Below are 26,377 nucleotides of genomic sequence, written 5' to 3'. Positions count from 1 at the left end.
CTAAGTATAGCACCGGCTATGTGTTCCGCTATTCTGGCTGTTCCTATCACACTAATAGTGGTAACAAGCGTGAAAAACAAAACTAATAAAGATTCAATGAGTTAGATATATTGATAAGAACAATTCTTATTTATCTGCTCGCCAGGAATTTTCGGAATAAATATGCTTTTGCATAATTCGATATATAAAGACGGTGTAGAGGAAAAGTAGCGAGAAATTCTGCATGGTTATGCATAACCATGCAGAAATGTAAATTTAATTAATGTCTAATTCTTTTATTTTGCTCTCTTTGCGTACTGTCAGCGTAGACCCCATTGAAGCGGCGATGATAGCGCCGAGCGCCAGTAGCTGTATGGGTGTCAGTGTTTCTCCGAGGAAAATCATCCCGGAAACGGCAGCCAGCGCCGGTTCCATGCTCATCAGCGTACCAAATGTCCGTGTTGGTAAACGGGTGAGGGCAATCATTTCCAGCGAATAAGGCAGAGCGGTCGAGAGAATAGCGACAGCCAGACCCAATGGAATAACCGACCAGTGCCAGAGTGCTTCACCAGCCTGAAGCGCTCCAATTGGCACGAAAATTAACGCTGCAATCAACGAACCAATTGCCACCGTCGCAGGGCCATGTTCCGCTCCTGCGCGTTGCCCACTTAAAATGTAAATAGCCCAACAAGCCCCGGCCCCCAGTGCCAGCGCACAGCCGGTTAAATCGACATGGGAAACGTCTTGCCCCAGCGGTAGCAGGAACCACAGACCAAGAACCGCCAGCACAACCCAGACGAAATCTACCGGGCGACGAGAAGAGAACAGCGCCACCGCCAGTGGTCCGGTGAACTCCAGCGCCACCGCAATACCCAGCGGTACTGTCTGAATAGAAAGATAAAAAAGATAATTCATCCCACCCAGCGAAACGCCGTAAAACAACAGCGGTAACCGTTGCTCTTTGGCAAAGCGCAGTCGCCATGGCTTAAAGAACGCGATGAGGATCAGCGTTCCTAATGCCAGACGCAGCGCAGTGACACCCGGTGCGCCCACCAGAGGAAAAAGTGACTTAGCTAACGAGGCTCCACCCTGAATAGACGCCATGGCAACGAGCAATATGACTATTGGTAACCAGACCGGCATTTTACGTAATGAACCAGGCATCCTTTCTCCCACAAATATCTAGACTTAAGTAAAGCGTGGAGTGTACTGGATATACCCAATGCTGGTTGAGCATTTGTTGAAAAAATTTTCCCCCGTTTTGACTAAAATGCGCCAGGATTGATGGAATCATTAGTCTGGTGATTAGGAATAATCTGGATGAATGACAGGGAAAACATGCGTAATACTTACGCAGTTCTCTGAAAAAGTGATTTAAATTTAGATGGATAGCGGTGTATGGAAACGTTCTGTTACATGAAATGGCCCGTTAGACATCACAAATCGCGAAGAGTTTCCCATTAATTTTTGATATATTTAAAACTTAGGACTTATTTGAATCACATTTGAGGTGGTTATGAAAAAAATTGCATGTCTTTCAGCACTGGCCGCAGTTCTGGCTTTCACCGCAGGTACTTCCGTAGCTGCGACTTCTACTGTAACTGGCGGTTACGCACAGAGCGACGCTCAGGGCCAAATGAACAAAATGGGCGGTTTCAACCTGAAATACCGCTATGAAGAAGACAACAGCCCGCTGGGTGTGATCGGTTCTTTCACTTACACCGAGAAAAGCCGTACTGCAAGCTCTGGTGACTACAACAAAAACCAGTACTACGGCATCACTGCTGGTCCGGCTTACCGCATTAACGACTGGGCAAGCATCTACGGTGTAGTGGGTGTGGGTTATGGTAAATTCCAGACCACTGAATACCCGACCTACAAACACGACACCAGCGACTACGGTTTCTCCTACGGTGCGGGTCTGCAGTTCAACCCGATGGAAAACGTTGCTCTGGACTTCTCTTACGAGCAGAGCCGTATTCGTAGCGTTGACGTAGGCACCTGGATTGCCGGTGTTGGTTACCGCTTCTAATCACTTTGGTGATATAAAAAATCCGCCTCTCGGGGCGGATTTTTGTTTTTAAGGTTTCGGGTCGAAAATATCGGTTCCGAGATGGTTGTAATCCACCTTCTGTAACTGGAAGTTGGTGATGTATATCGGCCCGGCTTTCTTCTCAGATATAAACGGGTATTTGATGTTAATTTCCTTCGCTTTAATCCCCGTCCACTGGGAGAAAAAGCCTAAGAAGTCATTGGCTGAGCGGCGGGCTTTAATCACACGATGCGCTTTATCGTTGCTGGAAATGACCATAAAAGGCACCTGGAAATTTTGCTGATATTTATCATCATGGGCAAGGTATTGCACGTCTTTACCGCGCTCTTTAAAGGCCAGACCGTGGTCAGAAAAGTAAACCAGCGAGAAGCTGCTGCCGCTGTTGCGTAACTGATCGTACAGCTTGCGCAGTAAATCGTCCGTTTGCGTCATGGTATAGAGATAGCACGACGTTTCTTTCGATTGCACAAAGGTTTCGTATTTTCCTTGTGTCCTGTCGCAGGCCTGCGGATGTGAGCCCATCAGATGTAGAACAATCAGCTGCGGTTGCGAGTGCTCTTGCGCCAGCACTTGAGCGGTCATATCCAGTAACGCTTCGTCTTTGGTGTTTTTATCTGCTTCAAAATTACCTTCTTTCAGGAAGTACACTTCATCTGCTCGTTTGGCGATGCTGGCGATAGCGGTATCGTATTCGCCGATTTGACCCTGGTTGGAAAACCACCAGGTCTGGAAGCCCGCGCGATTTGCCAGGGTGACAAAGTTATCCTGAAACTGTGGTTTGCCATCGACAACGCGATTGAGCGTTAAGCCAAGCGATTTCTGCGTGGAGCCACTGGCGGCAATGTAGTCAGCAAATATCAAACCGTTAACGCTGCTGGCAAACGGGGTATTGTCCCAGTGACCGCCAAAGGCACCGAGGGCATCGCGACGCGCGCTTTCACCGATCACCACCACATAGGTCTGATACTTCGGCTTAACGGCAGTGACCGTCCAGGTATCTTTCATTCCGGAAAGTTTTGCCATCCGTTCTTGCTCTTCAATCACCTCGTTATTATTGACGATGACATCCTTAGCAAAACGAAATACCGGATAGCCAGTATCTTTCAGTTTAAATACGCCACCCCAGGCCAGGTTTTGCACGGGAGCAACAAAAAATGTCGCCACACTGAATACCAGACACAGGCTGTCGAAGGTATTCCAGCGCGCTTTTTCATTCTCTTTTTTTCGCCTGATTGCTATTACGCCGAGCGCAAAAATAAATAAGCCGACCAGGTAGCTGTACCACGGAAAAATCGTCAGGATTTCGGTCGACTCTTCCATATTGGTGGAGTGCAATGCCAGCAATGTATTGAAATTAGGCGCGCCGTAGGCCTGAGCAAAAGGGAAATAACAAGCCGCCACCAGCGAACTGACACCGACCAGAACTTTTTGTACGCGAGGCAATGTTCGCCATAGCAAAAGCAAAATAGCCGTAAACGCAGCGGTGTAGAGCAAACTGAAGGGGTAACCTAAGCCGAGGTTAATTAATAGCGACTGTAAAAAGTAGAACGCAGTCCACGGGCTAAATACCCGGCTACGGGTAACAAGCGATTCTTTGAGGGTTAAATTCATATGCCACTATCGTAACAAACGCCATGTGCTTACCCTGGCGTCAAGGGTCAATACCTGCAAGAGTGCGTGAAGAGTGGAAAGGGGTCCGCATCCGCGAGCCGCAATATACGCAGGGCTGCAAGAAGATAGAGCGAGCCGCCGTTCAGGTCAACTACTGACGAACAAATCTTTTGCGAAGGGGATTGCAAATCCGACAAAAAGTGGGGTTTTTCAGACCAAAACGCGTTATGCCTGCATGAAAGCAGGAGTGAAGCGGCGTACCGCGACGCCGCTATTTATCGGAAGGTTTATCTTGCTGCGGTTTGTTGTTGACCATATCGCACAACATAGAGAGCAGCATTAACCGTACTTTAAAGGGAGAATGACTAAACACGCGCATACACCTCTTGAACTCATTCATAAGACCTCCTGACTTGCTAATCCCGTCGATCCTTGAGGGATGATTGCATTACATACAGATATAGCACAGGCTATATTATATAGCTATTGCTAAAACGTTAATTTTTTGTACCTTCGCAACTCTGGTTTACAATGTGCGCACGAAATGAGAACGCTATGTATGCGTCACCATAATGAGGAAGCACAATGAGTCGTCGCGCAGGTACGCCAACAGCAAAAAAAGTGACGCAGTTAGTGAACGTGGAAGAGCACGTTGAAGGGTTCCGCCAGGTCAGAGAGGCGCATCGGCGCGAGCTTATTGATGATTACGTTGAGCTGATTTCTGACTTGATCAGGGAAGTGGGGGAAGCTCGTCAGGTGGACATGGCTGCTCGTCTGGGAGTTTCGCAACCGACGGTGGCTAAAATGCTTAAGCGGCTGGCAACCATGGGGCTGATTGAAATGATCCCCTGGCGTGGCGTGTTTTTAACGGCAGAAGGAGAGAAGCTGGCGCAGGAAAGCCGCGAGCGACATCAGATAGTCGAAAATTTCTTGTTGGTGTTGGGCGTCAGTCCGGAAATCGCCCGTCGCGACGCGGAAGGCATGGAGCACCATGTTAGTGAAGAGACGCTCGACGCTTTTCGTTTGTTTACCCAGAAACACGGTGCCAAATGAGTCTGCCTTTTTTACGCACGCTGCAAGGCGATCGTTTTTTTCAGTTATTAATTCTTGTTGGTATCGGATTAAGCTTTTTCGTGCCCTTTGCACCGAAATCCTGGCCTGCTGCTATCGACTGGCACACCATCATCACCTTAAGCGGCCTGATGCTGCTGACCAAAGGTGTGGAGTTAAGCGGTTATTTTGATGTGCTGGGGCGCAAAATGGTGCGCCGCTTTGCTACGGAGCGTCGGCTGGCGATGTTTATGGTGCTGGCGGCGGCGCTGCTTTCTACCTTTCTGACCAACGATGTCGCGCTGTTTATTGTTGTTCCGCTGACTATCACGCTAAAAAGACTGTGTGAGATCCCGGTTAATCGGCTGATTATTTTTGAGGCGCTGGCAGTCAACGCTGGTTCGCTACTGACGCCAATTGGCAACCCGCAAAATATTCTTATCTGGGGACGTTCTGGTCTTTCGTTTGCCGGATTTATTGCCCAAATGGCACCGCTGGCTGGCGCAATGATGCTGACGCTCCTGCTCCTGTGCTGGTGTTGTTTCCCTGGAAAGGCGCTGCAATACCATACGGGGGTGCAAACACCGGAGTGGAAACCGCGGCTGGTGTGGAGTTGTCTGGGGCTGTATATCGTCTTTCTGACGGCGCTGGAGTTCAAACAAGAGCTGTGGGGACTGGTGATTGTGGCGGCAGGCTTTGCGCTGCTGGCACGTCGCGTGGTGCTCAGTGTGGACTGGACGCTGCTGCTGGTGTTTATGGCGATGTTTATCGACGTCCATTTACTGACCCAGCTTCCAGCGTTGCAAGGCGTGTTGGGTAACGTGAGTCATCTATCTGAACCCGGGTTATGGTTAACGGCAATCGGTTTATCGCAGATGATCAGTAACGTGCCGAGTACCATATTGTTGCTGAACTATGTGCCGCCGTCTTTATTACTGGTATGGGCGGTAAACGTAGGTGGCTTTGGGTTATTACCCGGATCGCTGGCAAATTTGATTGCGCTACGTATGGCGAACGATCGCCGCATCTGGTGGCGTTTCCATCTCTATTCAATACCGATGCTGTTGTGGGCGGCGTTGGTGGGATATGTTTTGTTAGTTATACTCCCGGCCAACTAGGGTCTGGCAAATAAAAAAGGCGGATTATGAGTCCGCCTTTTGCTTTAAGTTTTGAAGATTAATTCAGACGAACCGGCATCCCGGAGCGGTTTTTAATCGCTTCATCAAGAACAACCTGGTCAACATCTGGCTGACCGGTCACTGTTTGCACGCTCTTCGTCAGGGTAATTGGCACAATTTCCTGACCTTCAAACTGGGCTTCGGTGGTAGACAGCGGGTTATGGACTTCAATATAACGGCTGCCGTCTGGCTCGGTGGTCGCTTTTACCGGCTCATCAATAAACTGTACGCGGGTACCGACCGGTACTTTCTCGAACAGGAATTTGATGTCTTCGTTACGCAGACGCACACAACCATGACTTACACGCAGGCCGATACCGAAGTTGGCGTTGGTGCCATGGATAGCGTACAGGCGACCGATGTAGAGTGCATACAGCCCCATCGGGTTATCCGGACCTGCCGGAACGACAGCCGGAAGCGGTTCGCCCGCAGCGCGGTACTCTGCGTGCATTTTGGCGGTCGGCGTCCAGGTCGGGCCTGCTTTCTTACGCTCAACTTTGGTGGTCCAGTTGATAGGCGTATCTTTGCCTAACTGACCAATGCCGATCGGCAGCACGATAACGGTGTTGGTCCCTTTCGGATAGTAATACAGACGCATCTCTGCACTGTTAATGACGATGCCTTCATGAACGGTATCCGGCAGGATCAGCTGCTGCGGAATGTTCAGTACAGTACCGCCTTTCGGCAGGAAGGTATCCACACCCGGGTTCGCTTCCATCATATTGGAAAGCCCCATCTGGTACTCCGCGGCAAAATACTCCAGCGGCTGAGTGTTACCTTCAGGAATGGTGATCACCTGATTCTGACCAACCAGGCGACTCCCGTCGGTTGGCAGAGGATAAGTTACCGCAGAGGCGGTACTGCAAAAGCCGACAACAGCGAAGGCCGCTGCGAATAATGTTTTCAATTTCATATTCATGTTAAGCGAGATTTTGTGCCTGGCAGGCCATTGGGTTGAGAATATTAGAGTATTGGAAGCGCATTATAAGTTCATTCCAGCTCACAGTGAAATCAGATGTGTACGAAATCACATTTTTTGCCTTTGGCTTGAGTGTAGACCTTAAGCGAGGAGCAGGATCTTCTTTCAGACTTATGGCATAATGCGCGGTTTGTCATATCTCTTTTCAGGATACGCCTGTGTTAGTTTCCAGTAACGTCACCATGCAGTTCGGCAGTAAGCCGTTGTTTGAAAACATTTCCGTCAAATTTGGCGGCGGCAACCGTTACGGCCTGATTGGCGCGAACGGTAGTGGTAAATCCACCTTTATGAAGATCCTCGGCGGCGACTTAGAGCCGACTTTGGGTAACGTTTCCCTCGATCCCAACGAGCGCATTGGTAAGCTGCGTCAGGATCAGTTTGCCTTTGAAGAGTTCACTGTGCTGGATACGGTGATCATGGGGCATAAAGAGTTGTGGGAAGTGAAGCAGGAGCGTGACCGCATCTATGCTTTGCCGGAAATGAGTGAGGAAGACGGCTATAAAGTGGCCGATCTGGAAGTTAAATACGGCGAAATGGACGGTTACTCTGCGGAAGCTCGCGCCGGTGAACTGTTGCTTGGCGTGGGAATTCCAGTGGAACAGCACTACGGCCCGATGAGTGAAGTTGCTCCTGGCTGGAAGCTGCGTGTGCTTCTGGCGCAGGCGCTGTTTGCTGATCCGGATATTCTCCTGCTCGACGAACCGACCAACAACCTCGACATCGACACCATTCGCTGGCTGGAACAGGTGCTGAACGAGCGTGACAGCACCATGATCATCATCTCGCACGACCGTCACTTCCTTAACATGGTCTGTACCCACATGGCGGATCTGGATTACGGCGAGCTGCGCGTTTATCCGGGTAACTACGATGAGTACATGACGGCGGCGACCCAGGCGCGTGAACGTCTGCTGGCCGATAACGCCAAGAAGAAAGCGCAGATTGCTGAGTTGCAATCTTTCGTTAGCCGCTTTAGCGCCAACGCCTCGAAATCTCGCCAGGCAACTTCGCGCGCGCGCCAGATTGATAAAATCAAACTGGAAGAGGTGAAAGCCTCCAGCCGTCAGAACCCGTTCATCCGTTTTGAACAGGATAAGAAACTGTTCCGTAACGCGCTGGAAGTGGAAGGTCTGACCAAAGGGTTTGATAACGGTCCGCTGTTTAAAAATCTCAACCTGCTGCTGGAAGTGGGTGAAAAACTGGCGGTACTGGGTACCAACGGCGTCGGTAAATCAACGCTGCTGAAAACGCTGGTGGGCGATCTGCAACCGGACAGCGGCACCGTAAAATGGTCTGAGAACGCGCGCATTGGTTACTATGCTCAGGACCACGAATATGAGTTTGAAAATGATCTGACCGTGTTCGAATGGATGAGCCAGTGGAAGCAGGAAGGCGATGACGAGCAGGCGGTACGCAGTATTCTCGGTCGTTTGCTGTTCAGCCAGGACGACATCAAAAAGCCAGCTAAAGTGCTTTCCGGTGGGGAAAAAGGGCGGATGCTGTTTGGTAAGTTAATGATGCAGAAGCCGAACATTCTGATCATGGACGAACCGACCAACCACCTGGATATGGAATCCATTGAGTCGCTGAACATGGCACTGGAACTGTATCAGGGCACGCTGATCTTTGTTTCACACGACCGTGAGTTCGTAAGCTCCCTGGCGACCCGCATTCTGGAAATCACCCCGGAACGCGTGATCGACTTTAGCGGTAATTACGAAGATTACCTGCGTAGTAAAGGGATCGAGTAAGTGATTATCCGTCACCCCGATACTGTCGGGGTGACGGCGGCTGATGACAAATGCAAAATAGCCTGATGCGCTACGCTTATCAGGCCTACGCAGTACCTGCAATATATTGAATCTGCAGGACTTTGTAGGCCGGATAAGGCGTTAACGCCGCATCAGGCATTAACAAAGCGCATTTGTCAGCAATCTGAGTAACGTCGAATCGATTTTCTTAATCCCACATCAATTCACTTCCATTAATTCTCAAACATCCATGCCCAACGCTCGCTTACCGTGAATGTTGAGGTCGGCAAGCGTAAAGCGTCCTTCCCAGTTTGTTTCATAGTCCTCGCGCGGGAAGTCGCCCGGCGATGCGCCTTTTTCCAGTGCGGCCTTCACCTTGTGCGCGTAGGCAAGATTTTTCTCGCACATCGGTGCCGCAGGAATGTACATCACGTTGCCCCAACCTTGTTGATTTTCAACGGGGGCAACGGAATGGATGACGTCGCAGTGCCACCAGACGGAGTCTCCGGCTTCGAGTTTTGGAATGCTGGTTAACGCCTCAATCAACAGTGGATGCCATTGCTCTGATACCGGCAATACTCTTCCGGGCGCTACGCCGCACAGTTCATCCTCCGGCACATCATCAAGCAGCGGACGTAACAGTACGTACGCCATAGCTTCAGGAATGGGCACGACGTGCAGCAGCCCCTGACCAGGCAGCATATCAGAGAGCGCTGTCCAGCCCTGGAATGTCCGAAACACGGAACATTTGGTGGTGTTGTCCACCGTGTACTCTTCAACTTCCGTACGATGTGCCGCATGCCAGGGATCATATTGCGCCAGATTGCCATTAAAGACGTTGGCGAAAACGCGCTGATACGCTGGAAGCAGCCAGCGTTCCAGTGCCCCGGAGTCGGTATGCGCTCCAAGACCTTTGGAGGTCGTTCCGGGCGGACGGCGGCGGATACGGTCAGGGTAGATGACGCTCACATCCGGGTTAAACCATTGCTTTCCATCACTTTCAAATGTCCACAGACGATTGAGAAACGACTGCGCATTCGCCATTTCTTCACTCTGGCGGGCCTGCATTTGCGCCTGCGACCAGTAGATGGGGTAAATCTCGGGACGTGAAGCGCTGAGCGTCCCGAAGAAATTATCGCCGGGGCCTTTGTAGACCTCGTCAAAGCGGTTGCGGTCCAGATAGTCCAGCATCGACTGATCCCAGCCTAGCGCTTGTTCGCGGGGGAAATGGCCTTTTATCACCGCACAACCGCGACGTTTAATCTGTTCGCGCTGCTCTGCAGTAACATGACCTGCTTTGATATCGGCATAAGACAGCACCGGCCAGACGGCATCGCCCTGTGCTTTGAGTGCGTTGATTTCAGCCACTCGCGTGGCAATGTCATCGCTTAGCTGATTAAAGATCTGCTGGACGTCGCCAAGCTGCGCCCGCAGCGCGTGCTTCATCTGACGGATAGCTGCTTTGTGATCGGCAGGCAATGTGTCGCTGGTAAAAGTAGAAGCCATAACCACCTCTCATTAACTTTCATTCGAAACCATTCTGATTTGCATATGACAATATAAGTTATAAATAAGTTAATGCAAGTTTAATGATTTGATGTGATGTACAGGATGTAAAAAGAAGGGAAAACCGGAGCGCACGGCTCCGGTAGAGAGGTCAGCTGTTAAAAGGGGATGTGTTATCCAGCACCGCCTGAATCACATTCAGCGCGCCTTCATGATTATTATCATCGGTAGCGTAACGGGCGATTTGTTTAATGTTTTCCGCAGCATTGCCCATCGCAAAGGAATAACGCGCCATTTTCAGCATCTCCGCATCGTTACCGCTGTCGCCAATCGCTACCACATTTTGCGGTGACAGATCCCAGCGTTTCAGTAACCGCGAAATACCGTTTGCTTTATGTAGACCGGGAATAATCAGGTCGATAAAGCCAAAACCACTGGTAACGGGTTTCATAATGCCATCGAGCGCTACGTGCAGTTTGTCGATCACTAACGGGATTTGTTCATCCGGCAGGTTGAGCGAAAACTTGAACAGTACGTCGTCAATCTCCTGATAATCTTTTACAGGTTTCAGGCGATGGTAGTGTTTTGCCATCAGTGCGACAAATGCTTCGGGGGCATTTTCGCTGACATATGCACTTTGCAGACCGCAGGCGACAAAATTGAGTTGCTTATCTTTTAGCAACTCGCCAATAACAATCCGCGATTCATGTCGGGTCAGTTCGCCGTGGAACAACTGCTTGCCATGTTCGTAAACCAGTGCGCCGTTTTCCGCGACAAAAGAGATCTCATCCTTTAGCTCAGGAAAGAATGAAATAAGCTGGTAATACTGATTACCGCTGGCAACAACGAACTTAATGCCGCGCTTTTTCAGTTCCTGATATTGCGCCATAAAACGTGGTTGGTTGTACGTTTTGGCGTCGTTAAGAAAAGTACCGTCCATGTCTGTGACGATAACTTTTACGCTCATAGGTGTGCTCCTGGCTCGAAAATGAAACCGTAACAGTGTAATAACAATGTGACGCAGAGCACAAATTATATTTCGAATGAAAGTAAGGATGAAATTGATGATGTGAATGATTTAGCCCGGCGACGACGCCGCCGGGCCGAGGAGATTACAGCATATGTTCAGTACGGGCGATGATATCGTCCTGAGCGTCTGGAGAGAGCGCGGTGAAGAACGCGGAATAGCCCGCGACACGCACTACCAGATCGCGATACTGATCGGGATGTTTTTTCGCATCCAGCAGCGTTTCGCGGGAAACGATGTTGTACTGAATATGCCAGCCTTTATGCACTTCAAAGAAGGTACGCAGCAGGATCATCAGTTTCTGCTTGTCAGATTCGTTCTCCAGCGTTGCCGGATTCAGTTTCTGGTTGAGCAACACGCCGCCGAGAATCGCTGCCGTAGGCAGTTTACCCACTGAGCCAATGACCGCAGTAGGGCCAAGATGGTCAGTACCGGAGGCCGGGCTTGCGCCTTCTGCCAGCGGGGTGTGGGCTTTACGCCCGTCCGGTGTTGCCATAGTCTGCGCGCCAAACGGTACGTTAGCGGAGATTGATGACGTACCCGCGTAATAGTTGCCGCCAACCGGACCACGACCGTAGCGCGGATTATGGTACTGTTTCAGTTCGTCGATATAGGTCTGATAAGCGCGAGCCAGCAGCGTATCGACAGTATCATCGTCGTTGCCGTACTTCGGCGCACCGTTAATCAGCCGCTGACGCAGCTGCTCGTGAGTCAGGCCGTCGAAGTCATCTGCCAGTGCGGCAGCAAGCTGTTGCTGACCAATCGCACCTTGTTCAAACACCAGTTTCTTCACTGCCGCCAGGCTGTTGCCGAGGTTGGCAATGCCGACCTGCAGGCCAGAAACCCAGTCATATTTCGCGCCGCCTTGCTTGATACTTTTCGCTCGCTCAATACAGTCATCCACCAGCGCCGAGCAGAGAATATCGTGCACGTTCTCTTCCAGCATGGTGTCGACGACATATTCGATTTCGATTGATTTGCGGGTGTAGTAACGGATTTGCGTATCCCACGCGTCCATCACTTCATCGAAGTTGTTGAAGTTACCTGCCGACAACGCTTTTTCTTGTGGCAGGAACACTTTGCCGCTGGTGGCATCATGCCCGCCTTCCAGCGCCGCCAGCATCACGCGGGCGAAGTTGATAAAGCTCATGCCGGTACAGCGATAGCCCCATTTGCCACCGACGGCGGTTTCTATACAACCAATCGCTGCGTAGTCATAAGCGTCATGCGGTTCAATACCGAGTTTAATAAATTCCGGGATCACGATTTCGTCGTTGTTGAACGCCGGCATCCCGAAGCCGCAACGGATCACCTGTACGCAGGCGTCGAGGAAATCGTTGCTCATTCCTGCATGGTAACGCACGCTGAGGTTAGGCTGAGTGGAACGCAGGCGACCGCAGGATTCGAGGATCGCGTAAGAGAGTGGATTCACCGCGTCCATTGGTTGACCATCAACCAGATTTTGCCCGCCAATAGTGACGTTCTGATACAGCGGACTTCCCGCAGAGGCTTTTGAGTGTGAGCCGGAGCGGATCTTGTTCACTTCCAGCAGTTTCAGCCAGCAGCTATGCAGCATCTCGATGGCGTGTTCGCGATCCAGCGTCTGGTTGAGTTCAACGTCGCGGCGATAGTACGGGTAGAGATACTGGTCCATACGACCAAACGATACTGAGTGACCGTTAGATTCGATCTGCAAAATCAACTGGATGAAGTAACACAGTTGCAGCGCCTGCCAGAAAGTCTGCGGCGGCTGGTGGGCGATAAGATCGCAGTTTTCTGCCATCGCCAGCAGTTCATCGCGACGGCTTTCGCGGGTTTCGGTCGCGGCCATTTCACGCGCCAGGGCAGCGAAACGTTCAATGTGTTCACTGACTGCCACCAGCACGATATCAATCGCTTTCAGGAATTGCTCACCGTGTAAATCTTCCAGCACCGTCAGGTTGATGCGCGAGCGACGTTCCGCTACTTTCTCGCGCAGACCATCAAGCCCTTTTTCCAGCAGCAGCGGGAAATTCACCGCCAGGTGCGCATCGCCGGAGGTCATATTGCCTTCCGCTTTAATGATTCCGGTCGCCAGCAGACCTTTTTGCTCATCGGTAAACATGCCGTAGCAGCGATCCTGTACGGTCTGACCGCGCCACCACGGGCACACTTCATGCAGAACGCGTTTGTTCTCTTCGCTCACCGCAAAGCCAGCACCGGGACGATCTGCCAGATCATCAATCTCTTTTTCGATCCACGAGACAGTATATTCCGGGAAGATCGGCGCGGCGCGAACTTCGCTTGCCTGGTTGCCAATGATCAACTCATCGTGTTTGATCCAGATGGTGCGATTCGCCAGGTGATGCGCCAGTGCCAGCGCGCGACGTACCGGGATCGGCTTATCGAGATGTTGTTGATACATCTCGGTATAGTGCTGCGCGCGCTCGGTACAGACTGGCGGTTTCACAATATGCACCAGCGCATTTTTGTGCGCTTTAATGCGGTCGCTGAGCGTGTCCAGTTTCAGTGTGGTCATGGTTGTTATCCTCGTAAGGTCGCGGTTAACCCTTTCTGGCAGGCATACTGCTGGGCAAAGTCGAGCAGTTCTGGCGCATCAAGCGGTTTTTCCGGGGCGTCATAGGGCAGATTAAGTAAGTGATATTTGTTGATGCCCAGCGTGTGGTAGGGCAGAAAATGAATTTCGCCAACGTGCAGCTCGTCGGCGGCAAAATCGGTAATGGCTTTTACAGAGGTTTCGTCGGCATTAAAGCCCTGAATCAGCGGCACGCGGATAATGATTTTTTTGCCCGCTGCGGCGAGTTTTTTCAGGTTATCCAGCACTCTGGCGGCGTTACCGTCGGTCCACTGTTTAAACGGCGCGTCGGCAACGTGTTTTAAATCGGCAAGAAACAGATCGATATAGGGCAGAGAAGGGGCGATATATTTCCACGGCACATGCAGACAGGTTTCTACCGCAGTATGAATGCCTGCCTCGTGGCTGGCTTGCAGTAGCGCCATCGCCATTTCCGGCTGCATAAAGGGCTCACCACCCGAAAGCGTTAAACCGCCGCCGCTGCGATCGTAAAACGGTTTATCGCGCAGAACGGTCGTCATGATCTCCTCAACGCTTTTCACTTCACCACACACGGTTAATGCCTGTGTCGGACAGCAGTCGGTTAACGCCGTCAGATGCTCCGGGGTTAACTTTTCCCGATGAATAAGCAAACCATTCAGCGCGCGCTCAATCACTTCCGGCGCGGCCTTAGCGCACAGCTCGCAGCCTTCCAGACACAGTCGTGCGTCATACAGCAGATCCTGCGTGCGGGCGCGGCTTTCCGGGTTCTGACACCAGCGGCAGCCCAGCGAACAGCCTTTAAGAAATACGACCGTGCGGATACCGGGGCCATCATGGGTCGAGTAGCGCTGAATATTGAAAATCATAGTTGCCTCTCTATTTCGTTCAAGCATTAAAATACTTTCGAATGAAAGTTAGATTGATGTGCGTCAACTGTTCAGAGAGTTTTCCCGTGATAGTCTACATTCAGACAAAAAGTACATTTTGAGGATGGTTATGGAACTGTATCTGGATACTTCAGACGTTGTTGCGGTGAAGGCGCTGTCACGTATTTTTCCGCTGGCGGGTGTGACCACTAACCCAAGCATTATCGCCGCGGGTAAAAAACCGCTGGATGTTGTGCTTCCGCAACTTCATGAAGCGATGGGCGGTCAGGGGCGTCTGTTTGCCCAGGTAATGGCTACCACTGCCGAAGGGATGGTTAATGACGCGCTTAAGCTGCGTTCTATTATTGCGGATATCGTGGTGAAAGTTCCGGTGACCGCCGAGGGGCTGGCAGCTATTAAGATGTTAAAAGCGGAAGGGATTCCGACGCTGGGAACCGCGGTATATGGCGCAGCACAAGGGCTGCTGTCGGCGCTGGCAGGTGCGGAATATGTTGCGCCTTACGTTAATCGTATTGATGCTCAGGGCGGTAGCGGCATTCAGACTGTGACCGACTTACACCAGTTATTGAAAATGCATGCGCCGCAGGCGAAAGTGCTGGCAGCGAGTTTCAAAACCCCGCGTCAGGCGCTGGACTGCTTACTGGCAGGATGTGAATCAATTACTCTGCCACTGGATGTGGCACAACAGATGATTAGCTATCCGGCGGTTGATGCCGCTATGGCGAAGTTTGAGCAGGACTGGCAGGGAGCGTTTGGCAGAACGTCGATTTAACCGGACGTTCTGCATCCTCATAAATTGCTGATGACGTGGCGGAGTGCCGCGTCTTATCAGGCCTGGAGGTGGCAATTACTGCCCACACACCTCACACCCCGGATTACGCATCAGTTTCATTTCGCGAAACTGACAGGTCATCGCATCGTACATGACGATTTTCCCGCTGGCCGGTTTGCCATAACCTGCCAGCATTTTGATCGCTTCCATTGCCTGCAACGAACCAATTACGCCGATCAACGGTGCCATTACGCCTGCTTCCACGCAGGTTAATGCATTTTCACCAAACAAACGGCTAAGGCAGCGATAGCACGGTTCACCGTCCTGATAAGTAAAGACGGTGATTTGACCTTCCATACGAATTGCCGCGCCGGAAACCAGCGGTACCTTCGCGGCAAAACAGCCTGCGTTCAGTTGATTACGTACCGCAACGTTATCCGTACAGTCGAGCACCAGATCGTGTTCAGCAATCAATGCTGCAAGTTCTGCGTCATCCAGCAGTGCATTGACTGGCGTAATCGCGATATGTGGGTTGATCCGCGTCAGGGCGTCACGGGCGGATTCCACCTTCGGTTGCCCGACCGTGGCATCACTGTGCAGTGTCTGGCGTTGCAGATTCGAGAGCGAAACCGTGTCGAAGTCGAGCAGCGTCAGGTTACCGACACCGGCGCTTGCCAGATACTGCGAGGCTGCACAGCCGAGGCCGCCCAGGCCCACTATCAGCACGCGAGAATCTTTCAGCGCCTCCTGGCCGTCAAAATCAAAGCCGCGCAGAATGATTTGCCGGTTGTAGCGCAGCATCTCCTGATCGCTGAGTTCCGCCATTACAGGCCTCCGAACAACGCGTTAAACGGTTCTACTTCCACCCATTCGCCCACTTCCACATTGCCGCGATCGCGTTCCAGCACGATAAAGCAGTTGCCGAGGCTAAAGGAGCTAAATATATGTGAACCCTGATGTCCGGTGGTCGTCACTTCCAGTTCGCCATCGGCGTTGCGTTGCAGCACGCCGCGCTGGAAATCAAGACGTCCTGGCGTTTTTTTCAGGCGGGACGCTGTGCGTACGCGCTGGCGCGCGGGCAGGCCGCTGGCGGTGTTACCGCTTAGTTTTGCCAGCAAAGGCTGTACCAGTTGATAGAAGGTCAGCGTCGCTGAAACCGGGTTGCCCGGCAGGCCGCAGAACCAGCTATTGCTGAGTTTACCGAACGCGAACGGTTTACCTGGTTTAATCGCCAGCTTCCAGAAGGCGATCTCCCCCAGCTCTTCAAGAATCGTTTTGGTGTAATCCGCCTCACCCACTGAAACACCGCCGGAACTGATCACCACATCCGCCTGGCTGTCGGCTTCAATAAATGCGGCGCGCAGGGCATGGGGATCGTCGCGGATAATCCCTAAGTTAATTACCTCGCATCCCAACTGTTCTAACATCAGGTGTACGGCGAGACGGTTGGTATCGTAGATTTGGCCGTCGCCCAGCGGCTGACCGGGCAACTGGAGTTCATCACCGGTAGAAAAAAGCGCTACACGCACTTTACGAATCACCGGAACTTCGGCAATCCCCAGTGAAGCAATTACTGGCAGCTCTGCGGTAGTCAGGCGAGTTCCCGCCGGGAAAACAACCGCACCTGCAGAGATATCTTCACCGCGACGGCGAATATTTTGCCCGCTACGCACTTCAGCAGTAAAACGCACGCCATTGTCCATTTGTTCAGTCTGCTCCTGCATCACCACCGCTTCGCAGCCTTCCGGCACCGGCGCACCGGTCATAATACGAATGCAGGTACCCGCAGGCCATTCACCATGGTATGGCTGACCGGCAAAGGATTTACCGGCAACGGGCAGCGGTTGCCCGGAGGCAATATCGGCTAAACGCACCGCGTAGCCGTCCATTGCGGAGTTATCAAACCCCGGAACATCAAGCGGCGAAACGACATCGCTCGCCAGAATACGACCAAAACACTGTACCAGTGGCAGCGTTTCCTGGGCGGTCAGTGGGGTGACGCGAGAAAGCATCTCATTAAGCGCGGTGTCGAGCGACATCAATCCGGTGGTAAATTCCATGAAAACACTCCTGCGGAGGCAAAATCGAATTTGCCTATTATGTCAGAAAAACGCCACAGACTGTATGCCACCTCGGGCGTAGCGCTGGGTCCTGCCTTTACATGCCATATCCATCTTTCTATATTCAAAAATTGAATGAGTAATTCATAAAAATTCTGATATTTATAGCAAAAGTGGCGAACCACCCTTAATGGACGAATACTATGGGCAAAGCAGTCATTGCAATTCATGGTGGCGCAGGTGCAATTAGCCGCGCGCAGATGAGTCTGCAACAGGAATTACGCTACATCGAGGCGTTGTCTGCCATTGTTGAAACCGGGCAGAAAATGCTGGAAGCGGGCGAAAGTGCGCTGGATGTGGTGACGGAAGCGGTGCGTCTGCTGGAAGAGTGTCCACTGTTTAACGCCGGAATTGGCGCTGTCTTTACGCGTGATGAAACCCATGAACTGGACGCCTGTGTGATGGATGGTAACACCCTGAAAGCCGGTGCGGTGGCGGGCGTTAGTCATCTGCGTAATCCGGTTCTTGCCGCCCGGCTGGTGATGGAGCAAAGCCCGCATGTGATGATGATTGGCGAAGGGGCAGAAAATTTTGCGTTTGCTCGTGGCATGGAGCGCGTCTCGCCGGAGATTTTCTCCACGCCTTTGCGTTATGAACAACTACTGGCAGCGCGCAAGGAAGGGGCAACCGTCCTCGACCATAGCGGTGCGCCACTGGATGAAAAACAGAAAATGGGCACCGTGGGGGCCGTGGCGTTGGATTTAGACGGCAATTTGGCGGCAGCCACGTCCACAGGCGGAATGACCAATAAATTACCCGGACGAGTTGGCGATAGTCCCTTAGTGGGTGCCGGATGCTACGCCAATAACGCCAGTGTGGCGGTTTCTTGTACCGGCACGGGCGAAGTCTTCATCCGCGCGCTGGCGGCATATGACATCGCCGCGTTAATGGATTACGGCGGATTAAGTCTCGCGGAAGCCTGCGAGCGGGTAGTAATGGAAAAACTCCCTGCGCTTGGCGGTAGCGGTGGCTTAATCGCTATCGACCATGAAGGGAATGTCGCGCTACCGTTTAACACCGAAGGAATGTATCGCGCCTGGGGCTACGCAGGCGATACGCCAACCACCGGTATCTACCGTGAAAAAGGGGACACCGTTGCCACACAGTGATGAACTTGATGCCGGTAATGTGCTGGCGGTTGAAAATCTGAATATTGCCTTTATGCAGGACCAGCAGAAAATAGCTGCGGTCCGCAATCTCTCTTTTAGTCTGCAACGCGGTGAGACGCTGGCAATTGTTGGCGAATCCGGCTCCGGTAAGTCAGTGACTGCGTTGGCATTGATGCGCCTGTTGGAACAGGCGGGCGGTTTAGTACAGTGCGATAAAATGCTGTTGCAGCGGCGCAGTCGCGAAGTGATTGAACTTAGCGAGCAGAACGCTGCACAAATGCGCCATGTTCGCGGTGCGGATATGGCGATGATATTTCAGGAGCCGATGACATCGCTGAACCCGGTATTTACTGTGGGTGAACAGATTGCCGAATCAATTCGTCTGCATCAGAACGCCAGTCGTGAAGAAGCGATGGTCGAGGCGAAGCGGATGCTGGATCAGGTACGCATTCCTGAGGCACAAACCATTCTTTCACGTTATCCGCATCAACTCTCTGGCGGGATGCGCCAGCGAGTGATGATTGCGATGGCGCTGTCATGCCGCCCGGCGGTGCTGATTGCCGATGAGCCAACCACCGCGCTGGATGTCACTATTCAGGCGCAGATCCTGCAATTAATCAAAGTATTGCAAAAAGAGATGTCGATGGGCGTTATCTTTATCACTCACGATATGGGCGTGGTGGCAGAGATTGCCGATCGGGTACTGGTGATGTATCAGGGCGAGGCGGTGGAAACGGGTACCGTCGAACAGATTTTTCATGCACCGCAACATCCTTACACCCGTGCGCTGTTAGCTGCTGTTCCGCAACTTGGTGCGATGAAAGGGTTAGATTATCCCCGACGTTTCCCGTTGATATCGCTTGAACATCCAGCGAAACAGGCCCCCCCCATCGAGCAGAAAACGGTGGTGGATGGCGAACCTGTTTTACGAGTGCGTAATCTTGTCACCCGTTTCCCTTTGCGCAGCGGTTTGTTGAATCGCGTAACGCGGGAAGTGCATGCCGTTGAGAAAGTCAGTTTTGATCTCTGGCCTGGCGAAACGCTATCGCTGGTGGGCGAGTCTGGCAGCGGTAAATCCACTACCGGGCGGGCGTTGCTGCGCCTGGTCGAATCGCAGGGCGGCGAAATTATCTTTAACGGTCAGAGAATCGATACCTTGTCACCCGGCAAACTTCAGGCATTGCGCCGGGATATTCAGTTTATTTTTCAGGACCCTTACGCTTCGCTGGACCCACGTCAGACCATCGGTGATTCGATTATCGAACCGCTGCGTGTACACGGTTTATTGCCAGGTAAAGACGCGGCTGCACGCGTTGCGTGGTTGCTGGAGCGCGTGGGCCTGTTACCTGAACATGCCTGGCGTTACCCGCATGAGTTTTCCGGCGGTCAGCGCCAGCGCATCTGCATTGCTCGCGCGTTGGCATTGAATCCAAAAGTGATCATTGCCGACGAAGCCGTTTCGGCGCTGGATGTTTCTATTCGCGGGCAGATTATCAACTTGTTGCTCGATCTCCAGCGTGATTTCGGCATTGCGTATCTGTTTATCTCCCACGATATGGCCGTGGTAGAGCGGATTAGTCATCGTGTGGCGGTGATGTATCTCGGGCAAATTGTTGAAATTGGTCCACGGCGCGCGGTCTTCGAAAACCCGCAGCATCCTTATACGCGTAAATTACTGGCGGCAGTTCCGGTCGCTGAACCGTCCCGACAACGACCGCAGCGTGTACTGCTGTCGGACGATCTTCCCAGCAATATTCATCTGCGTGGCGAAGAGGTGGCAGCCGTCTCGTTGCAATGCGTCGGGCCGGGGCATTACGTCGCACAACCACAATCAGAATACGCATTCATGCGTAGATAACATTCAGGCGGAGAATAAAATGGCAAGAGCTGTACACCGTAGTGGGTTAGTGGCGCTGGGCATTGCGACAGCGTTGATGGCATCTTGTGCATTCGCTGCCAAAGATGTGGTGGTGGCGGTAGGATCGAATTTCACCACGCTCGATCCGTATGACGCAAATGACACGTTATCTCAGGCCGTAGCGAAATCGTTTTACCAGGGGCTGTTCGGTCTGGATAAAGAGATGAAACTGAAAAACGTGCTGGCGGAGAGTTATACCGTTTCCGATGACGGCATTACTTACACCGTGAAATTGCGGGAAGGCATTAAATTCCAGGATGGCACCGATTTCAACGCCGCGGCGGTGAAAGCGAATCTGGACCGGGCCAGCGATCCGGCGAATCATCTTAAACGCTATAACCTGTATAAGAATATTGCTAAAACGGAAGCGATCGATCCGACAACGGTAAAGATTACCCTCAAACAGCCGTTCTCAGCGTTTATTAATATTCTTGCCCATCCGGCGACCGCGATGATTTCACCGGCAGCGCTGGAAAAATATGGCAAGGAGATTGGTTTTTATCCGGTGGGAACCGGACCGTATGAACTGGATACCTGGAATCAGACCGATTTTGTGAAGGTGAAAAAATTCGCGGGTTACTGGCAGCCAGGATTGCCCAAACTGGACAGCATAACCTGGCGTCCGGTGGCGGATAACAACACCCGCGCGGCAATGCTGCAAACCGGTGAAGCGCAGTTTGCTTTCCCCATTCCTTACGAGCAGGCCACACTGCTGGAGAAAAACAAAAATATCGAGTTGATGGCCAGTCCGTCAATTATGCAGCGTTATATCAGTATGAACGTGACGCAAAAGCCGTTCGATAACCCGAAGGTCCGTGAGGCGCTGAATTACGCCATTAACCGTCCGGCGCTGGTGAAAGTTGCCTTTGCGGGCTATGCAACGCCAGCTACTGGTGTGGTACCGCCAAGTATCGCCTACGCGCAAAGTTATAAACCGTGGCCTTACGATCCAGTGAAAGCGCGCGAATTACTGAAAGAGGCGGGATATCCCAACGGTTTCAGTACCACGCTGTGGTCGTCACATAACCACAGTACCGCGCAGAAAGTGCTGCAATTTACCCAGCAGCAGTTAGCGCAGGTCGGGATTAAAGCCCAGGTGACTGCGATGGATGCCGGACAGCGGGCGGCAGAAGTTGAAGGTAAAGGGCAAAAAGAGAGCGGCGTGCGGATGTTCTACACTGGCTGGTCGGCTTCAACCGGCGAAGCGGACTGGGCACTATCGCCGCTGTTTGCCTCGCAGAACTGGCCACCGACGCTGTTTAATACCGCGTTTTACAGCAATAAACAGGTGGATGACTTCCTGGCTCAGGCACTGAAAACTAATGATCCGGCGGAAAAGACCCGCTTATATAAGGCGGCGCAGGATATCATCTGGCAAGAATCGCCGTGGATCCCGCTGGTGGTAGAAAAACTGGTGTCGGCACACAGTAAAAACCTGACCGGTTTTTGGATCATGCCAGACACCGGCTTCAGCTTTGAAGACGCGGATTTGCAATAAGCAACGCAGGGAGTGGAATGCTTAATTACGTTATCAAACGCTTACTGGGGTTGATTCCGACGCTGTTTATCGTCTCGGTGCTGGTGTTTTTATTTGTCCATATGCTGCCCGGCGATCCGGCGCGATTGATTGCCGGGCCCGAAGCTGATGCGCAGGTTATAGAACTGGTGCGTCAGCAGCTGGGGTTGGATCAGCCGCTGTATCACCAGTTCTGGCACTATATCAGCAATGCTGTGCAGGGGGATTTTGGCCTGTCGATGGTGTCGCGTCGTCCGGTTGCCGATGAGATTGCCAGCCGCTTTATGCCAACGCTGTGGCTGACCATAACCAGTATGGTCTGGGCGGTTATATTTGGTATGGCGGCGGGAATTATCGCCGCCGTCTGGCGTAACCGTTGGCCGGATCGATTGAGTATGACCATTGCGGTGTCGGGGATCTCGTTTCCGGCATTTGCTCTGGGGATGCTTTTAATTCAGGTATTCTCCGTTGAACTGGGCTGGCTGCCTACCGTGGGAGCAGACAGTTGGCAGCACTACATTTTACCCTCCCTGACGCTCGGCGCGGCAGTGGCCGCCGTGATGGCGCGCTTTACCCGCGCGTCGTTTGTCGATGTTTTAAGCGAAGATTATATGCGTACCGCGAGGGCGAAAGGGGTGAGCGAAACCTGGGTTGTCCTCAAACACGGGCTACGTAACGCGATGATCCCGGTAGTGACCATGATGGGCTTACAGTTTGGCTTTTTGCTCGGTGGTTCCATCGTTGTGGAGAAAGTTTTCAACTGGCCGGGACTTGGACGCTTACTCGTTGACTCCGTAGAAATGCGTGATTACCCGGTGATTCAGGCGGAAATTCTGCTTTTCTCGCTGGAATTTATTCTTATCAACTTAGTGGTGGATGTGCTTTACGCCGCCATTAACCCGGCTATCAGGTACAAGTAAGGATGCGACTATTTAACTGGCGACGTCAGGCGGTGTTAAACGCCATGCCACTGGTCAAACCTGACCAGGTACGTACACCGTGGCATGAATTCTGGCGACGATTTCGCCGTCAGCATATGGCGATGACCGCCGCATTATTCGTTATTTTATTGATTGTGGTGGCCATTTTTGCACGCTGGATCGCTCCCTATGACGCCGAAAATTATTTTGATTATGACAATCTGAATAACGGACCTTCTTTGCAGCACTGGTTTGGCGTCGATTCACTGGGGCGTGACATTTTCAGCCGTGTCCTGGTTGGTGCGCAAATCTCGCTGGCGGCGGGCGTGTTTGCCGTGTTTATCGGTGCGGCGATCGGGACGTTGCTGGGCTTGCTCGCTGGATATTATGAAGGCTGGTGGGATCGGCTGATCATGCGCATTTGCGATGTGCTGTTTGCCTTCCCGGGTATTTTACTGGCGATCGCTGTTGTTGCGGTGTTGGGAAGCGGCATTGCTAACGTGATTATTGCAGTCGCCATTTTTTCCATCCCCGCGTTTGCCCGCCTGGTGCGCGGCAACACGCTGGTGTTGAAACAGCAAACCTTTATTGAGTCAGCACGCAGTATTGGTGCCAGCGATATGACCGTTTTGTTGCGTCATATCCTGCCTGGGACCGTCTCTTCTATCGTGGTGTTTTTCACCATGCGCATTGGTACCTCGATTATCTCTGCCGCCAGCCTCTCATTTCTCGGCCTCGGTGCGCAGCCGCCGACACCAGAGTGGGGAGCAATGCTCAATGAGGCTCGAGCGGATATGGTTATCGCGCCGCATGTCGCTGTTTTTCCGGCCCTGGCTATTTTTCTGACCGTACTGGCGTTCAATTTGTTGGGCGATGGTTTACGCGATGCGCTGGATCCGAAAATTAAAGGATAGTTACGTTTGAATATTGCTTGAAAGGGTAATCACCTCACAGGAAATTATTGCCCTAAGCAAGTGTTGTAACTTTCTGCTGATTTTGTAGAATCGGGTAATTTGGTTAAAAAGCCGCAGCAAGGGACAATTTTTGCAGCGGCACAGCGTTCAGATAGTTATTTTGTTAAATGTATTAACATGCTGAGTTTATACGAAAAGATAAAGATAAGGCTGATAATTTTATTTTTATTGGCAGCACTGTCATTTATTGGTCTTTTTTTCATCATTAACTATCAACTGGTATCGGAGCGCGCGGTAAAACGTGCCGATAGCCGCTTTGAACTTATTCAGAAAAACGTTGGCTATTTCTTTAAAGATATTGAACGTTCGGCCCTGACATTAAAGGACTCACTGTATTTATTAAAAAATACAGAGGAGATTCAACGCGCCGTGATTCTTAAAATGGAAATGATGCCATTTTTAGACTCGGTGGGACTGGTACTTGATGATAATAAATATTATCTTTTTTCGCGGAGGGCGAATGATAAAATCGTTGTTTATCATCAGGAACAAGTAAATGGACCGCTTGTCGACGAGTCAGGGCGGGTTATTTTTGCCGATTTTAACCCATCGAAACGACCGTGGTCGGTGGCTTCAGATGACTCTAACAACAGCTGGAATCCGGCATACAATTGCTTTGATCGTCCGGGTAAAAAATGTATCTCTTTTACGCTACACATCAACGGCAAAGATCACGATTTGTTAGCGGTGGATAAAATTCATGTCGATTTAAACTGGCGATATCTGAACGAGTATCTTGATCAAATCAGCGCTAATGATGAAGTTCTATTTTTGAAACAAGGCCATGAGATCATTGCCAAGAATCAACTCGCTCGTGAAAAACTGATTATTTATAATAGCGAAGGTAATTATAATATTATTGATTCTGTCGATACTGAATATATCGAAAAAACATCAGCGGTGCCAAACAACGCATTATTCGAAATCTATTTTTATTATCCTGGCGGTAATTTATTGAACGCCTCAGATAAACTTTTTTATCTGCCGTTTGCGTTCATTATTATCGTATTGCTGGTGGTTTATTTAATGACCACTCGTGTGTTCCGTCGGCAATTTTCTGAAATGACAGAGCTGGTTAATACGCTGGCATTTTTGCCCGACTCAACGGATCAAATCGAGGCTCTGAAAATTCGCGAAGGCGATGCGAAAGAGATTATCAGCATTAAAAATTCGATCGCGGAAATGAAAGATGCCGAAATTGAACGGTCAAATAAATTGCTCTCACTGATCTCTTACGATCAGGAAAGCGGTTTTATTAAAAATATGGCGATTATTGAGTCCAACAATAATCAGTATCTGGCTGTGGGGATCATCAAACTGTGTGGTCTGGAAGCCGTGGAAGCGGTGTTTGGTGTTGATGAACGCAATAAAATCGTCAGGAAATTGTGTCAGCGAATTGCCGAGAAATATGCGCAATGCTGCGATATCGTGACATTCAATGCCGATCTCTATTTACTTCTGTGTCGGGAAAATGTACAGACATTTACCCGTAAAATAGCGATGGTAAACGATTTTGACAGCAGCTTTGGCTACCGCAATCTGCGCATCCATAAGTCTGCCATTTGTGAACCTTTGCAGGGGGAAAACGCCTGGAGTTACGCAGAAAAACTGAAACTGGCGATTTCCAGTATCCGTGACCATATGTTCTCCGAGTTTATTTTCTGTGATGACGCGAAACTCAACGAAATAGAAGAGAATATCTGGATTGCGCGTAATATTCGCCATGCAATGGAAATTGGCGAACTATTCCTCGTCTATCAACCGATCGTTGATATTAACACCCGCGCCATTCTGGGCGCGGAGGCGTTGTGCCGTTGGGTTTCTGCGGAGCGGGGGATCATTTCACCGCTGAAGTTCATTACCATTGCTGAAGATATCGGGTTTATCAATGAGCTGGGTTATCAGATTATTAAAACGGCAATGGGTGAATTCAGACATTTTAGTCAGCGTGCGTCGCTGAAGGATGATTTCTTACTGCATATTAATGTTTCGCCCTGGCAGTTAAACGAACCGCACTTTCATGAGTGTTTTACCACCATCATGAAAGAAAATGGCCTGAAGGCGAACAGCCTCTGTGTTGAGATCACTGAAACCGTGATCGAGCGAATTAATGAACATTTTTATCTCAATATTGAACAACTGCGTAAACAAGGGGTACGGATATCGATTGATGACTTTGGCACCGGTTTGTCAAACCTGAAACGTTTTTATGAAATTAATCCAGACAGCATAAAGGTGGACTCGCAATTTACCGGCGATATTTTCGGTACTGCGGGAAAAATTGTGCGCATTATTTTCGATCTGGCACGCTATAACCGGATCCCGGTGATTGCGGAAGGCGTAGAGAGCGAAGACGTTGCGCGCGAATTAATTAAATTAGGATGTGTTCAGGCTCAGGGGTATCTGTACCAGAAACCCATGCCATTCTCCGCCTGGGATAAAAGTGGAAAATTAGTAAAAGAGTAGTTTA

At 51.1% G+C, this 26,377-nt stretch carries 22 protein-coding genes; 12 read left to right on the top strand and 10 right to left on the bottom strand.

Features of this window, described 5'->3' with window-relative positions:
* Nucleotides 1-255 precede the first annotated feature (255 nt).
* Nucleotides 256-1,143 (bottom strand): threonine/homoserine exporter RhtA, encoded by an 888-nt coding sequence (rhtA, locus tag AB4H76_RS15355; protein WP_001295297.1) that lies wholly within the window; start codon nt 1,141-1,143, stop codon nt 256-258.
* Between the two features lie 234 nt (nt 1,144-1,377).
* On the opposite strand from rhtA, the gene AB4H76_RS15350 reads away from it, so the two are divergent.
* Both AB4H76_RS15350 and ompX read left to right on the top strand, forming a co-directional pair.
* Nucleotides 1,378-1,443, top strand: coding sequence for a protein YliM (locus AB4H76_RS15350; RefSeq protein ID WP_120795379.1), 66 nt, complete (start codon nt 1,378-1,380; stop codon nt 1,441-1,443).
* A 52-nt stretch (nt 1,444-1,495) separates the two neighbouring features.
* Entirely contained in the window at nt 1,496-2,011 is a 516-nt protein-coding gene (gene ompX / locus AB4H76_RS15345) for an outer membrane protein OmpX (protein ID WP_001295296.1), read from the top strand.
* Nucleotides 2,012-2,059: 48 nt separating this feature from the next.
* Here ompX and opgE read toward each other — a convergent pair whose 3' ends face one another.
* Together opgE and mntS are read right to left on the bottom strand one after the other, a co-directional pair.
* Nucleotides 2,060-3,643 (bottom strand): phosphoethanolamine transferase, encoded by a 1,584-nt coding sequence (gene opgE, locus AB4H76_RS15340; RefSeq protein ID WP_077492831.1) that lies wholly within the window; start codon nt 3,641-3,643, stop codon nt 2,060-2,062.
* Between the two features lie 271 nt (nt 3,644-3,914).
* Nucleotides 3,915-4,043, bottom strand: coding sequence for a manganase accumulation protein MntS (gene mntS, locus AB4H76_RS15335; RefSeq protein ID WP_001001761.1), 129 nt, complete (start codon nt 4,041-4,043; stop codon nt 3,915-3,917).
* Nucleotides 4,044-4,228: 185 nt separating this feature from the next.
* Between mntS and mntR the strand changes: the two genes are divergently transcribed.
* Together mntR and AB4H76_RS15325 are read left to right on the top strand one after the other, a co-directional pair.
* Nucleotides 4,229-4,696, top strand: a complete 468-nt coding sequence (gene mntR, locus AB4H76_RS15330; RefSeq protein WP_000091016.1) for a manganese-binding transcriptional regulator MntR — start codon at nt 4,229-4,231, stop codon at nt 4,694-4,696.
* Complete coding sequence (locus AB4H76_RS15325) at nt 4,693-5,811, top strand: anion transporter (protein ID WP_420062605.1); 1,119 nt, start codon at nt 4,693-4,695, stop codon at nt 5,809-5,811. Before mntR ends, AB4H76_RS15325 begins: the two co-directional genes overlap by 4 nt.
* Before the next feature lie 58 nt (nt 5,812-5,869).
* On the opposite strand, the gene ldtB is transcribed toward AB4H76_RS15325, so the two are convergent.
* Nucleotides 5,870-6,790, bottom strand: coding sequence for a L,D-transpeptidase (ldtB, locus tag AB4H76_RS15320; protein WP_001056384.1), 921 nt, complete (start codon nt 6,788-6,790; stop codon nt 5,870-5,872).
* A gap of 218 nt (nt 6,791-7,008) precedes the next feature.
* Here ldtB and AB4H76_RS15315 point away from each other — a divergent pair, with 218 nt between their 5' ends.
* Nucleotides 7,009-8,601 (top strand): ABC-F family ATPase, encoded by a 1,593-nt coding sequence (locus AB4H76_RS15315; RefSeq protein WP_000961458.1) that lies wholly within the window; start codon nt 7,009-7,011, stop codon nt 8,599-8,601.
* Nucleotides 8,602-8,841: 240 nt separating this feature from the next.
* Here AB4H76_RS15315 and AB4H76_RS15310 read toward each other — a convergent pair whose 3' ends face one another.
* The 4 genes from AB4H76_RS15310 to AB4H76_RS15295 form a co-directional block, all read right to left on the bottom strand.
* Complete coding sequence (locus AB4H76_RS15310) at nt 8,842-10,107, bottom strand: DUF1479 domain-containing protein (RefSeq protein WP_000168797.1); 1,266 nt, start codon at nt 10,105-10,107, stop codon at nt 8,842-8,844.
* A 151-nt stretch (nt 10,108-10,258) separates the two neighbouring features.
* The gene (ybiV, locus tag AB4H76_RS15305; protein WP_000114272.1) at nt 10,259-11,074 is read right to left on the bottom strand and encodes a sugar-phosphatase YbiV; all 816 of its coding nucleotides are present in this window, start codon (nt 11,072-11,074) and stop codon (nt 10,259-10,261) included.
* Nucleotides 11,075-11,219: 145 nt separating this feature from the next.
* On the bottom strand, nt 11,220-13,652 hold the full coding sequence (locus AB4H76_RS15300) for a glycyl radical protein (RefSeq protein ID WP_077492832.1): 2,433 nt from the start codon (nt 13,650-13,652) through the stop codon (nt 11,220-11,222).
* A 5-nt stretch (nt 13,653-13,657) separates the two neighbouring features.
* On the bottom strand, nt 13,658-14,557 hold the full coding sequence (locus AB4H76_RS15295; protein WP_001295295.1) for a glycyl-radical enzyme activating protein: 900 nt from the start codon (nt 14,555-14,557) through the stop codon (nt 13,658-13,660).
* A 130-nt stretch (nt 14,558-14,687) separates the two neighbouring features.
* On the opposite strand from AB4H76_RS15295, the gene fsa reads away from it, so the two are divergent.
* A complete protein-coding gene (fsa, locus tag AB4H76_RS15290; RefSeq protein ID WP_077492833.1) occupies nt 14,688-15,350 on the top strand; it encodes a fructose-6-phosphate aldolase in 663 nt (220 codons plus the stop codon).
* Between the two features lie 75 nt (nt 15,351-15,425).
* Here fsa and moeB read toward each other — a convergent pair whose 3' ends face one another.
* Both moeB and moeA read right to left on the bottom strand, forming a co-directional pair.
* A complete protein-coding gene (gene moeB, locus AB4H76_RS15285) occupies nt 15,426-16,175 on the bottom strand; it encodes a molybdopterin-synthase adenylyltransferase MoeB (RefSeq protein ID WP_000829217.1) in 750 nt (249 codons plus the stop codon).
* Nucleotides 16,175-17,410, bottom strand: a complete 1,236-nt coding sequence (gene moeA / locus AB4H76_RS15280) for a molybdopterin molybdotransferase MoeA (RefSeq protein ID WP_000397340.1) — start codon at nt 17,408-17,410, stop codon at nt 16,175-16,177. The genes moeB and moeA overlap by 1 nt, the downstream gene beginning before the upstream one ends.
* A 203-nt stretch (nt 17,411-17,613) precedes the next feature.
* Between moeA and iaaA the strand changes: the two genes are divergently transcribed.
* The 6 genes from iaaA (at nt 17,614) to AB4H76_RS15250 (ending at nt 26,373) form a co-directional block, all read left to right on the top strand.
* Entirely contained in the window at nt 17,614-18,579 is a 966-nt protein-coding gene (iaaA, locus tag AB4H76_RS15275) for a beta-aspartyl-peptidase (protein WP_000513775.1), read from the top strand.
* Nucleotides 18,566-20,437 (top strand): glutathione ABC transporter ATP-binding protein GsiA, encoded by a 1,872-nt coding sequence (gsiA, locus tag AB4H76_RS15270; protein WP_001301279.1) that lies wholly within the window; start codon nt 18,566-18,568, stop codon nt 20,435-20,437. Before iaaA ends, gsiA begins: the two co-directional genes overlap by 14 nt.
* A 19-nt stretch (nt 20,438-20,456) precedes the next feature.
* Entirely contained in the window at nt 20,457-21,995 is a 1,539-nt protein-coding gene (gene gsiB / locus AB4H76_RS15265) for a glutathione ABC transporter substrate-binding protein GsiB (RefSeq protein ID WP_000090140.1), read from the top strand.
* A 17-nt stretch (nt 21,996-22,012) separates the two neighbouring features.
* Nucleotides 22,013-22,933: a glutathione ABC transporter permease GsiC gene (gene gsiC, locus AB4H76_RS15260; RefSeq protein ID WP_000936043.1), complete on the top strand. Its 921-nt coding sequence runs from the start codon at nt 22,013-22,015 to the stop codon at nt 22,931-22,933.
* Between the two features lie 2 nt (nt 22,934-22,935).
* Nucleotides 22,936-23,847: a glutathione ABC transporter permease GsiD gene (gene gsiD, locus AB4H76_RS15255; protein ID WP_001236051.1), complete on the top strand. Its 912-nt coding sequence runs from the start codon at nt 22,936-22,938 to the stop codon at nt 23,845-23,847.
* 177 nt (nt 23,848-24,024) lie between these two features.
* Nucleotides 24,025-26,373: an EAL domain-containing protein gene (locus AB4H76_RS15250; protein WP_001459603.1), complete on the top strand. Its 2,349-nt coding sequence runs from the start codon at nt 24,025-24,027 to the stop codon at nt 26,371-26,373.
* Nucleotides 26,374-26,377 lie beyond the last annotated feature (4 nt).

This window comes from Escherichia sp. UTM R2 (genome assembly GCF_048593455.1).
Lineage (GTDB): Bacteria > Pseudomonadota > Gammaproteobacteria > Enterobacterales > Enterobacteriaceae > Escherichia > Escherichia coli.
This window is presented reverse-complemented; position numbering and strand designations above follow the sequence as displayed.